At 73.7% G+C, this 12705-nt stretch carries 2 protein-coding genes and 1 pseudogene; all 3 read right to left on the minus strand.

Features of this window, described 5'->3' with window-relative positions:
- Positions 1-37 precede the first annotated feature (37 nt).
- Positions 38-1234: a cytochrome P450 gene (locus LE181_RS03165; RefSeq protein WP_225659341.1), complete on the minus strand. Its 1197-nt coding sequence runs from the start codon at positions 1232-1234 to the stop codon at positions 38-40.
- Between the two features lie 53 nt (positions 1235-1287).
- Positions 1288-2547, minus strand: coding sequence for a crotonyl-CoA carboxylase/reductase (gene ccrA / locus LE181_RS03170; RefSeq protein WP_225659342.1), 1260 nt, complete (start codon positions 2545-2547; stop codon positions 1288-1290).
- Positions 2548-2616: 69 nt separating this feature from the next.
- Positions 2617-12618, minus strand: a pseudogene (locus LE181_RS03180) (type I polyketide synthase); the annotation flags it as partial.
- Positions 12619-12705: the final 87 nt, after the last annotated feature.

Here is a 12705-nt window from a genome sequence, read left to right on the forward strand (position 1 = left end):
GCGCTGCTCGCCGGGGGGATTCACCGTGGTGCGGGGGTCACCAGGTGACGGGCAGCTCGTGCACGCCGTAGAAGACCATGTCGTTGCGGAAGCGGAGCTCCTCGACGGGCTTGGCCAGGCGCAGCGTGGGGAAGCGCCGGAAGAGGGTGCTGAAGACGATCTGGAGCTCGATGCGGGCCAGCTGCTGGCCGATGCACTGGTGCGGGCCGAAACCGAACGCCAGGTGCGGGGCGGGGCGGCGGGTGATGTCGAAGCGCTCCGGATCGTCCACGAAGGCGGGGTCGAAGTCGGCGGCCAGGACGTGCGCCACCACCTGCTCGCCCTTGCCGATGCGCACTCCGCCGATCTCCACGTCCTGGGTGGCGACGCGCTCACCGCCGAACTGGCCGATGGTGAGGTAGCGCAGCAGTTCCTCGACCGCGTTGCCGATCAGCTCCGGGTCCTCGCGGAGCAGGGCCAGCTGGTCGGGGCGGTCCAGCAGCAGGGCCGCGCCGAGGCCGATCATGCAGGCGGTGGTGTCGTGCGCCGCGATCAGCAGGGTGCCGGCGGCGTTCATCAGGAACATGTCGTCGACGGCGCCGTCGGGGTCCTCGGTGGTGATCAGCGCCGAGATCAGGTCGTCGCCGGGGTTGGCCCGGCGCTCCTGGACGAGCTGGTAGAGCAGCCCGCCGAGCCGCATGCCGGCGGCTTCGGTGGCGGCGGCGTCCTGGTCGACGCGCATCATCGCCTCGGCGATCTCCTGGAACTCCGCCCGCCGCTCGACGGGGACGCCGAACAGGTCGGAGATCACCATGGAGGGCACGGGGTTGGCGAAGGTCTTCACCAGGTCGACGGGGCCGCCCTGCGCCTCGATGGCGTCGAGGTGGTCGTCGACGATGCGCTGGATGTTCGGCCGGAGCGCCTGCATGCGCCGGACCGTGAACTCCTTGGCGAGCAGCTTGCGGTCCGTGGTGTGGTCGGGCTCGTCCTGCCACAGCAGGCTGCCGCGGCCCGGCTTCTGGGTCACGACGCCGTCCTGGGTGTGCAGCGCGTGGGGCACCTGGACGCTGAACGACGGGTCCCGCAGCACGGCGCGCACCTGCTCGTAGCCGGTCACCAGCCATGCCTCGTCGCCGCTGGTGAAGGTGGCCCGGGTCACCGGGGCGTCCGAGCGGATGCCGGCGAGGCCGTCCGGCGGCAGGAACGGACAGCTGCGCGCCTTGGGGACGGCGGGGGCGGTGGTGGGCTCGGTCATGACTCTCCTTGCGCTTGCTGGTGTGAGGGGCGGTCGTGCTGCGGTGGGAACGGTCAGGCGGCGGCGGGGAGTTCGAGCGTCGTCTGGCCGCGCCGGGTCGCGTTCACGAGGACGGCCATGTTCCCGGAGGGGTGGACGTTGTCGTGCATCATCTGGTGCATGCGCCCGATGTCCTCGAAGCCCTCGCAGGCCGACAGGCAGGGGTCGAGCAGGCCGGCGCCCACCAGGTTGATGACCTCGCGGCACTCGCGGGCGCCGGCGTAGTGCGAGCCCTGGAGGCGCTTGGAGCGCATCCACAGGTGCCGCAGGTCGATGTCGCCGTTGTAGCCGGAGGTGCCGCCGCAGATCACCACCATGCCGCCGTTGTCGCAGAGGTACATCGACGTCGGCAGGGTGTCCTGGCCGCTGTGCTCCAGCACGATCCGCGGGGACCTGCGCTCGCCGAGGATCTCCCAGATCTGCTTGCCGATGCCGCGCGCACCGCGCAGGAACCGCGCCGACCCCTCGGCGTCGTCGACGTCGGGCAGCCGGCCCCAGTGGTCGAAGTCGCGGCGGTTGATGGTGCCCTTCGCCCCGAGGCCGCGGCAGTACTCGGCGCGGGCCTCGTCGGAGACCACCGCGATGGGGATGCCGCCGACCATCTTGACGAGCTGGATGGCCATCGAGCCGAGGCCGCCCGCACCGCCCCAGATCAGCACGGGGTCGCCGGGGTTGACCGTGTTGCCGTGCCAGCCGAACAGCTGCCGGTAGGCGGTGGGACCGGTGAGCAGGAACGCCGCCGACTCCTCCCACGACAGGTGCGCGGGCTTGGGGTGGCACTGGTACTCGTCGACCCGGCAGAACTGCGCGAACGAGCCGTAGTTGGTCTCGTAGCCCCATGCCTGGATGCTGTTGGAGACCAGGGGGTCCGTGCCCAGCCGGATGTCCTCGGCGGTCTCGTCCCACTGGCCGCTGGTGAGCGACACATGGTCGCCCACGGAGACGTTGCGGACGCCCTCGCCGACCGCCCACACCACGCCGGACGCCTCCGAGCCGCCGATGTGGAAGTCCTCCGGCTGCCCCTGGCGCTGCCGCATCCCGATGACGTCGACCGGCGTGCCCAGCGAGGACCACACGTTGTTGTAGTTGATGCCGGCGGCCATCACGTAGACCAGCACCTGCCCGCGGCCCACCCGGGGGGTGTCGACGACCTCGGTGCGGAACGCCTGCTTGGGCGGGCCGTAGCGGTCCTGCCGGATGACCGAGGCGTACATCTGCTGCGGGACCTCGCCGAGCGGTGGGGTCTCACCGATCTCGTAGAGCGACTTCGTCATGCTTCTCTCCCACGTCTGCTGTGTTCTGCGCTGCTGTTCGTGTCCGTGATCTGCCGGGCGGGTTCTCGGTCACCGGTGACCGGGCGGTTGTGTGCCGAGGCCGGCCAGCCATGACTGCACCGCTGCGGCGGTGGTGTCGGCGTGGTGCTCCATCATCGAGTAGTGGTTTCCCGGCACTTCGACGACGGTTTCCACGTGCTCGGGCGGCGCCGCGCGTCCGTCGCCGTCCGCGGCGTCGCGCAGCATGGGCTCGCCCGCCCGTACGAGCAGGGTCGGTGCGGTGACCGACGGTGCGTCCCACTCGTCGAACAGGCCGATGTAGCGGCCCATCGCGGTGAGCTGTTCGGCGCCGGAGCTCATGAAGTCCAGGCGCTGTGACTGCGCTTGGGCCATGGCGTTGAGCACCTTGTGGTCGAAGGGGACCTTGCGGCTGAAGCTGTCCACCATGACGACGGCCGCCGGCTGCACGCCCTGGGCCTCCAGGTGCGCCGCCACCCCGTGGGCGATCCAGCCGCCCGAGGAGTAGCCGAGCAGGACGACCGGCTTGCCGTCGGCGCACTCCAGTACGGTGCGGGCGTGCAGCCGGAGCACGGCGTCCACGTCGGCCGGGACCAGCTCGCCTTCCTCGTAGCCCGGGTGGGCCAGCGCCCACACGTCGGCCCGGTCGCGGAAGGGGGCGGCGAACCGCGCGTACTGGAGCACCCTGGACGGGGCGACGTACGGCGCGAAGCACATCAGCGCGAACGGCAGGTCGCCCTGCGAGAACCGCACCGGTTCGGGCCGGATGGCCAGGTCCTCGGGCCGTTCGAAGGAGGGCCGGAAGCGGGCCGCCTGCGTCAGCATCGCCATGGCCTCGCCGGCCGTCCCGGTCTCGCTCGCGTGCCGGTAGAGCTGCACGAGCATGTCGACGGGCCGGTCCTCCTGGGCGGGTCCGCGCCCGGAGCCCGCGAGGAGCGTCCGCAGGTGCTTGGCGAGCCTGGCGGGCGTGGGGTGGTCGAAGGCCAGCCCGGCGGGCAGCTTCAGACCGGTCGCGGCCGACAGGCGCCGCCGCAGGTCGATCGCGGTGAGCGAGTCGAAGCCCAGTTCCAGGAACTGTGCGGTGGGGGGCACGTCCTCCGCGGAGGCGTGGCCGAGGACGACGGCGCTCTGGGAGCGGATGTGCTCCAGCAGCCTCTCCTCCTGCTCGGCCGGGGCGAGGCCGGCGACCTCGGCCGCCAGGGCCGCTTCGCCGTGCGTCTCCTCGGCGAGCTGCTCGGCCTCCAGCAGCCGCTGTACGTCCGGCAGGTCGGCCAGCAGCGGGCTCGGCCGTCCCACGGTGAAGGCGGGCAGGAACCGCTCCCAGTCGATCGGGGCGACGGTCAGGACCGGGTCGTCGTGCTCGACGGCCTGGTGCAGGGCGGAGATGGCCAGTTCGGGGGCCATGAAGCCCAGGCCCCGCTTCTCGCCGCGCTCCTGGACGGCGTCGTCGACCATGCCGCCGCCGGCCCAGCCGCCCCAGGCGACGGAGGTCGCGGTCAGGCCGCGTGCCCGGCGGTGCAGGGCGAGGGCGTCGAGGAAGGCGTTGGCCGAGGCGTAGGACGCCTGGCCGCCGCTGCCCCAGACTCCGGCCCCCGAGGCGAAGAGGACGAAGGCGTCCAGCTCGCGGTCGCCCAGCAGTTCGTCGAGGTGGAGGGCGCCGGTGACCTTGGCGGCCGCCGCTTCGGCGAACTCCTCGTGACCGGCGTCGGTCAGCAGCGACGAGCGTGCCGTGCCGGCGGCGTGCAGCACCGCGGTGAGCGGGTGGCGGGACTCGATGCCGGCGAGCAGCCGGGCGACCTCGTCGCGGTCGGCGACGTCGCAGGCGGCGATGGTGACGTCGGCGCCCAGGGCGGTCAGTTCCGCGTGCAGTTCCCGCATGCCGGGGGCGTCGGGCCCGCGCCTGCCGGTGAGCACCAGGTGCTGGGCGCCCGCGCCGGCGAGCCACCGGGCCAGGTGCCTGCCGACGCCTCCGGTGCCGCCGGTGATCAGTACGGTGCCGTGCGGCTGCCACTGCCGGGCGGGCTGTGCGTCGGCGGGCCGGGCGCGGACCATGCGGCGGGCGAACACGCCGTCCGCGCGCACGGCCAGCTGGTCCTCGCCGTCCTGGGCCAGTACCCCGGCCAGGCGTCGCAGGGCGTGCTCGTCCAGTGCCTCGGGCAGGTCGAGCATTCCGCCCCAGCGCCGGGGCTGTTCCAGCGCGGCCACGATGCCGAGGCCCCACAGCTGTGCCTGGGTGGCGTCGCGCAGCGGGTCGGACGTGCCGACGGAGACGGCGCCCCGGGTCGCGCACCACAGCGGTGCCTCCACGCCCAGGTCGCCCAGTGCCTGCAGCAGGGTCAGGGTCGCGGCGAGGCTCGCGGACAGCGTCGGGTGGGCCGGGTGCAGGCCGGGGGCCAGGCCCAGGGTGGAGAGGACCCCGGTGGGCCGTTCGCCGGCGAGTTCCGCCTCCAGCCGGGCCGCGGCGTCCTCACGGTCGCAGTCGACGGGCAGTTCGACCACCCGCACCTTGGCCCCGTGGGCACCGAGCGCGCCCACGACGCTGGCCGCCCACTCCTCGTCCGCCAGTCCGGCGGGGAGCACGGCGAGCCACAGGCCGTCCAGTTCGGGGGCCGCCTGGTCGTCGGTCAGCTGCCGGAAGGTGACCCGGTAGCGCCAGCCGTCCACCGTGGACTTCTCGCGGTGGCGCTGCCGCCACGCGGACAGCACCGGCAGCGCCGGGCCGATGAGGGCTGCGCCGTCCGCATCGAGTTCGCCGACGAGCTCCTCGACGTCCGCGCGCTCGACGAGCTCCCAGAAGCGGGCCTCGACCGGGTCGGCGCCCGCGGGCGCCGGGTCGGCGTCCTCCAGCCAGTACCGCTGCCGCTGGAACGCGTACGTCGGCAGGTCCACGCGCCGTACGGGGTAGCCGGCGAAGGGCACCGTCCAGTCCACGTGCACGCCGTTGACGTGCAGTTCGGACACGGAGCGCAGGAAGCGGTCCATGCCGCCCTGGTCCCGGCGCAGCGACGCACCGGTCACGGCCTCGGCGTCGGTGGTCTCCGCGATCTCCTGCACGGCGCCGACCAGCAGCGGGTGCGGGCTGCATTCGACGAAGACCCCGTGCCCGTCCTCCAGCATCGTCTGCACGGTCTGTTCGAACTCCACCGTCCGGCGGGCGTTGCGGTACCAGTACTCGGCGTCCAGGCCGGTGGTGTCCTGGGCGGTGCCGGTCACCGTGGAGTAGAAGGGGATCTCCGCCGGGCGCGGCGAGACGGGGGCCAGCAGTTCCAGCAGCTCCGTGCGCAGGCTCTCGACCTGGGCGGAGTGCCCGGCGCCGGTGGCGCCGCGGACCTTGCGGACGCGCAGGCCCTCGCCTTCGAGCTCCGCCATCAGTTCGTCGACCGCGTCCGGGTCGCCGGAGACGGTGAGGGTGGCGGGCCCGTTGACGGCGGCGACGGACAGCCGGTCGCCGTACTTCTCCAGCCTGCCGCGTATCAGGGCGGCGGGTGCCGCGACGGCCAGCATCGCGCCCTTGCCGATCAGCTTGGTCAGCGTCCGGCTGCGCAGCGCCACGATCCTGGCGGCGTCGTCCAGGGTCAGGGCCCCCGCGACGTACGCGGCGGCGACCTCGCCCTGCGAGTGGCCGATGACGGCGGCGGGCGTCACCCCGTGGGAGCGCCACAGCGCGGCCAGCGACACCATCACCGTGAACAGTGCCGGCTGGGCGACCTCGACCTCGTCCACGCCCGGTGCGCCCGGCTCGGCGCGCAGGACGTCGAGCAGCGGCCAGTCGAGGTAGGGGGCGAAGGCCGCCGCGCAGGCCCGGGCCTGTTCGGCGAAGACCGGTGAGGTGTCGAGCAGTTCCCTGGCCATTCCCGTCCACTGCGAGCCGTGGCCGGGGAAGACGAAGGCGACCTTGCCCGAGGCGCCGGTGGTGCCCTGGACGACGGTGTCCGACGGCTCGCCGCCGGCGAGTGCGGCGAGTCCGGCGCGCATCTCGTGCCGGTCGCGGCCGACGACCACGGCCCGGTGTTCCAGCTGTGCCCGTGTGGTGACGAGGGCGCGGCCCACGTCGGGCAGGCCGAGCCCGGCGGTGCTGTCGAGGTGGCCCAGCAGCCGGCGTGCCTGTTCCCGCAGGGCGCGGGCGGACTTCGCGGACAGCGGCCAGGGGAAGGCGTCCGCGGCCTCGGCGGTGCCGTCCGTGCCGGCGGGGGCGTGCTCGTCCTCGGCGGCGTGCCCGGCCTGCGGGGCCTGTTCGATGATGGTGTGCACGTTGGTGCCGCTCATGCCGAACGAGGAGACGGCGGCGCGCCGGGGCCGGTCCTGGTCGGGCCAGGCGATCTGCTCGGTGAGCAGGCGCACGTTCCCGGCGGACCAGTCGACGTCCTGGGTGGGTTCGTCGACGTGCAGCGTCCGGGGCAGGACGCCGTTGCGGAGTGCCATCACCATCTTGATGACGCCGCCGACGCCGGCTGCCGCCTGGGAGTGGCCGATGTTGGACTTCAGCGAACCGAGCCACAGCGGCTCGTCGCGCTCCTGGCCGTAGGTGGCCAGCAGTGCCTGCGCCTCGATCGGGTCGCCGAGCCTGGTGCCGGTGCCGTGGGCCTCCACGGCGTCGACGTCGGCGGGCGTGAGCCGGGCGTTGGCCAGTGCCTGTCGGATCACCTGCTGCTGGGCCTTGCCGCTGGGCGCGGTCAGGCCGTTGGAGGCGCCGTCCTGGTTGACGGCGCTGCCGCGCACGACGGCGAGGACCTCGTGCCCGTTGCGGCGGGCGTCGGAGAGGCGCTCGACCAGGACCAGGCCCACGCCCTCGGCGAAGCCGGTGCCGTCGGCGGACGAGGAGAACGCCTTGCAGCGGCCGTCGGCGGCCAGCGCGCGCTGCCTGCTCGACATCGTGAACGCGGACGGGCTGGACATCACCATCACGCCGCCGGCCAGCGCCATCGAGCACTCGCCGTTGCGCAGGGCCTGCACGGCGAGGTGGAGGGCGGTCAGCGAGGAGGAGCACGCGGTGTCGACGGTGACCGACGGGCCTTGCAGGCCGAAGGTGTAGGAGAGCCGGCCGGCGATCACACTGGCGGAGTTGCCGCTGGAGAGGTAGCCCTCGACGCCGTCGGGGACCTTGAGCGGTCGGGCGGCGTAGTCCTGGTAGCCGGAGCCGACGAACACGCCGGTCGCGGTGGAGCGCACGGTGTCGGGGGCGATGCCGGCCCGTTCGAAGGCTTCCCACGAGGTTTCCAGCAGCAGCCGCTGCTGCGGGTCCATGGCGACGGCCTCGCGCGGGCTGATGCCGAAGACCGTGGGGTCGAACTCGGCCGCCTCGTGCAGGAAGCCGCCCTGCGTGGTGTAGGTGGTGCCGGCGTGGTCGGGGTCCGGGTGGTAGAGCGCTTCGACGTCCCAGCCCCGGCTGCCGGGGAACTGCGAGACGGCGTCCCGTCCGGACAGGACGAGCTCCCACAGGTCCTCGGGCGAGCGGACCCCGCCGGGGTAGCGGCAGGCCATGCCGACGATGGCGATCGGTTCGTCGAGCACGGCGGCCGCCGCCGCGACCGCGGTCTGCGGTCCTTCGCCGCCGAAGAGTTCGGCGTTGAGGTGGGCCGCGAGGCCGGCGGCCGTGGGGTGGTCGAAGACCAGGGTCGTGGGCAGTGCCAGGCCGGTCTCGTCGTTGATCCGGTTGCGCAGTTCCACGGCGGTCAGGGAGTCGAAGCCGAGGTCCCGGAAGGGACGGTCGGCCTCGATCGAGCCGGCTCCGCGGTGCCCGAGCACGGTGGCCGCGTGCGTGCGGACGAGGTCCACGAGCGAACGCTCGCGGTCGTCGTGCGACAGCCCGGCGAGGCTCTCCGCGAGCGCCCCGGAGCCGTGGTTCTCCGCGGGGGCGCTGTCCTGCGCCTGTGCCGCGCGCACCTCGGGGAGGTCGCCGAGCAGCGGGCTGGGGCGGCCGAGGGTGAACGGCACGATGAACCGTGCCCAGTCCACGTCGGCCACGGTCAGCAGGGCCTCGTCGCGGTCGAGCGCGTGGTGCAGGGCGGTGATCGCCGCCTCGGGGGCCATCGCGCACAGCCCCCGGCGGCGCAGCCGCTCCTCGTCGTCGCCGTCCTCGACCATGCCCCCGTCGGCCCAGGGGCCCCAGGAGACGGCGGTCGCCACGAGTCCGCGGTCGCGTCGCTGCCGCGCGAGTCCGTCCAGGAAGGCGTTGCCGGCCGCGTAGGCGGCCTGGCCGCCGCTGCCCCAGACGCCGGAGATGGAGGAGAAGAGGACGAAGGCGTCCAGCTCCCGGTCGCCCAGCAGCTCGTCCAGGTGGGCCGCTCCGTCGGCCTTCGCGGCGAGCGCGGCGGCGAAGGCGGCCGGGGTCGTGTCGGCCACCATGCCGGCGTCGGCGACTCCGGCGGTGTGCATCACGGCGGTGACGGTGTGCTCGGCGAGCAGGGCTGCCACGGCGTCGCGGTCGGCCACGTCGCACGCGGTGAGCGTGACCCGGGCGCCGAGGGCCTCCAGTTCGGCCTGCAGCCCGGCGGCGCCCGGTGCGTCCGCGCCCCGGCGGCTGGTGAGCACGAGGTGCTCGGCCCCGTTGCGGGCCAGCCAGCGGGCGACGTGACCGCCGAGGGCGCCGGTGCCGCCGGTGACGAGGACCGTGCCCCGGGGCTGCCACCGGCCGGAGGCCGGACGGGCCGGTGCGTGCGCGAGCCGCCGGGCGAAGACGCCGGAGGGGCGGACGGCGAGCTGGTCCTCTTCCCAGCGGCCCGTCCGTGCCTGTCCCAGGACCGCGGCGAGCCGTGCGGCGGCCTTGTCGTCGACGGTGCCGGGCAGGTCGATCAGGCCGCCCCAGCGGCGGCGCAGTTCCAGGGCGGCCGTCCGGCCGAAGCCCCAGACCTGGGTGTGGCGTGCGTCGCGCACCGCGTCGGAGCCGTCCACGGCCACGGCGCCCGAGGTGAGGCACCACAGCGGGGCGTCGACGGCCGCGTCGCCCAGGGCCTGGACGAGCAGCAGCGTCGACAGCACGGGGTGTCCGGTGACGAGCAGGGACAGCACGCCGTCGACCGGTCCGAGTCCGGCCAGTTCCCGGGCCAGGCCGTCGCGGTCGCTCGCCGGACCGATGACCAGGGTCTTCAGCTCGGCACCGCGCGCGGTGAGCGCGGCGCGGACCGCGGCGGCCTGCTCGTTCTCCTCCTCCGGCACGGCCAGCAGCCAGGTGCCGTCGATACCGGCGGGGGCGGGCTCGCTCAGCCGCTTCCACGACTCGCGGTAGCGCCAGCCGTCCACGGCGGACTGTTCCTTGCGCTGCCGCCGCCACGACGACAGGCGCGGCAGGACGTCGCTGAACGCGTCCTCGGCGCGGACGTCCAGCGTGGCCGCGAGCGAGGCCACGTCCTCGCGCTCCACCGTCTCCCAGAACTCGGCGTCGACGGGATCCGCCGCCACGGCGGCGGCCTCCGGCGCGTCCACCCAGTACCGCTCGTGCTGGAACGCGTACGTCGGCAGGCCGACCGTCCGCGCCCCGGAGAAGTACGCGCTCCAGTCCACGGCGACGCCGTGGGTGTACAGCTGGGCGAGGGCCGTGGTGAGGGCCGGCCGCTCGGGGCGGTCGGCGCGCAGCACCGGCACGGTGACCGCCTCGTCCAGGCAGCCCTGCGCCATGGCGCTCAGCACCCCGCCGGGGCCGATCTCCACGAACGTGCTCACGCCCTCGGCGTGCAACGCCCGGACGCCGTCGGCGAAACGCACCGCCTCGCGGACGTGCCGGACCCAGTAGTCCGCGGTGTACTCCTCCACGAGACGACCGGTGACGTTGGAGACGACAGGGATCTGCGGCGTCTCGAAGGCCAGCTCACCCACGACGCGGGCGAAGTCGTCGAGCATGGGGTCCATCAGCGGCGAGTGGAAGGCGTGGCTGACCTTCAGCCGCGAGGTCTTCCGTCCCTCCCCGGAGAAGACCGCGGCGACGGCCAGCACCGCCGCCTCCTCACCGGAGACCACGACCGACGAGGGCCCGTTGACCGCGGCGATGCTCACGCCTTCGGTCAGGTGCGGCGCGACCTCGTCCTCGGTGGCCTGGACCGCCACCATGGCGCCGCCGGCGGGCAGCGCCTGCATCAGTGCGGCACGCGCCGACACCAGCTTCGCCGCGTCCTCCAGCGACAGCGCGCCCGCCACGTGCGCGGCGGCGATCTCGCCCACCGAGTGGCCCACGACGTAGTCGGGGCGGATGCCCCAGGAGGAGAGGAGCCGGAACAGCGCCACCTCGGTCGCGAACAGCGCCGGCTGGGCGCTTCCGGTCTGGTGCACCGTGTCCGAGTCGACGTCGACCGGGGTGTCCAGGTGTGCGCACACCTCGTCGTACGCGGCGGCGAACACCGGGTAGGACGCGTACAGCTCCCGGCCCATGCCCAGGCGTTGCGATCCCTGGCCGGAGAAGAGGAAACCGGTCTTGCCTCCGGCCGGACGCCCCAGCACCACCCCGGCCGACGGGACGCCGGCGGCCAGGTCCTTGAGGCCGCTCAGCAGGGCGTCGCGGTCCTCCCCCACCACGGCGGCCCGGTGGCGTAACGCGGCGCGCGTGGTGGCCAGCGAGAACCCGACGTCCGCCGGCGACGCCTCGCCGCCCGTGACGTGGGACAGCAGCCGGGCCGCCTGGGCGCGCAGCGCATCGTTGCTCTTGGCGGACAGCACCCACGGCAGCGGTCCGGTGACGGGCGTGGCGGCGGACTGCTCCGCGGGCTCCTCGTCCTCCGCCGGAGCCTGCTCGATGATCGTGTGCGCGTTGGTGCCGCTGACGCCGAAGGAGGAGACGGCGGCCCGGCGGGGGTGGCCGGACTCGGGCCAGGCCATGGCGTCGGTCAGCAGGCGCACGTCACCCGACGTCCAGTCCACGTGCGGCGTCGGCTCGTCCACATGCAGCGTCCGCGGGAGGACGCCGTGGCGCATGGCCATGACCATCTTGATGATGCCGCCGACACCGGCGGCGGCCTGGGCGTGCCCGATGTTGGACTTCAAGGAGCCCAGCCACAGCGGCTGACCCTCGGGGCGTTCCTGGCCGTAGGTCGCCAGCAGCGCCTGCGCCTCGATCGGGTCGCCCAGCCGGGTGCCCGTACCGTGCGCCTCCACCACGTCCACCTGCGCGGGGGACAGACCGGCGGACGCCAGTGCCTGGCGGATGACCCGCTGCTGCGCGGGGCCGTTCGGGGCGGTCAGGCCGTTGGATGCGCCGTCCTGGTTGACCGCGCTGCCGCGCACCACCGCGAGGACCTGGTGTCCGTTGCGGCGGGCGTCGGAGAGTCGCTCCACCAGGAGCATGCCGACGCCCTCGGCCCACCCGGTGCCGTCCGCGCCGGCGGCGAACGGCTTGCACCGTCCGTCCGGCGCCAGCCCGCGCTGGCGGCTGAACTCGACGAACGCGGTGGGCGAGGTCATCACCATCACGCCGCCGGCCAGCGCCATCGAGCACTCGCCGCTGCGCAGCGACTGGATCGCCCAGTGCAGCGCCACCAGCGACGACGAGCAGGCGGTGTCGACCGTGACCGCCGGCCCTTCCAGGCCGAAGGTGTAGGAGACGCGGCCGGACATCACGCTGGCGGAGTTGCCGGTCCCGAGGTGGCCGTCGGAGTCGCCGGCCACACCGAGCAGGAGGTTGAGGTAGTCCTGGTAGCCGGATCCGACGAAGACCCCGGTCCGGCTGCCCCGCAGCGACTCCGCGTCGATGCCGGCGCGCTCGAACGTCTCCCACGTGGTCTCCAGCAGCAGGCGCTGCTGCGGGTCCATCGAGACGGCCTCGCGCGGGCTGATCCCGAAGAACTCGGGGTCGAAGTCCCCCGCCTCGTACAGGAATCCGCCGTGCCGCGCATAGGTCTTGCCCGACGCGTCCGGGTCCGGGTCGTAGATGCCCTCCACGTCCCAGCCGCGGTCCGCCGGGAAGTCCCCGACGGCGTCGCCGCCGGAGACCACCAGCTGCCACAGGTCCTCCGGCGATCGCACGCCGCCGGGGTACCGGCAGGCCATGCCCACGATCGCGATGGGTTCCTGGTTCTTTTCCTCGACCTCGCGCAGGCGCTCCCTGGCCTGGCGGAGATCTCCGGTGACCCGCTTGAGGTATTCGAGAAGCCTGTCTTCGTTGCTGCTCATCCGCCCTATCCGTCCTCGGCTGTTGTTAAAGGTAGAGGGCCAAGA

The sequence above is a fragment of the Streptomyces sichuanensis genome (genome assembly GCF_020328095.1).
Classification (GTDB): Bacteria; Actinomycetota; Actinomycetes; order Streptomycetales; family Streptomycetaceae; genus Streptomyces; species Streptomyces cinnamoneus.

Bases quoted from the DNA above. Each gene is read 5' to 3' on its own strand.
- LE181_RS03165 (WP_225659341.1), bottom strand. From the start codon at position 1,234: ATGACCGAGCCCACCACCGCCCCCGCCGTCCCCAAGGCGCGCAGCTGT.
- ccrA (WP_225659342.1), bottom strand. From the start codon at position 2,547: ATGACGAAGTCGCTCTACGAGATCGGTGAGACCCCACCGCTCGGCGAG.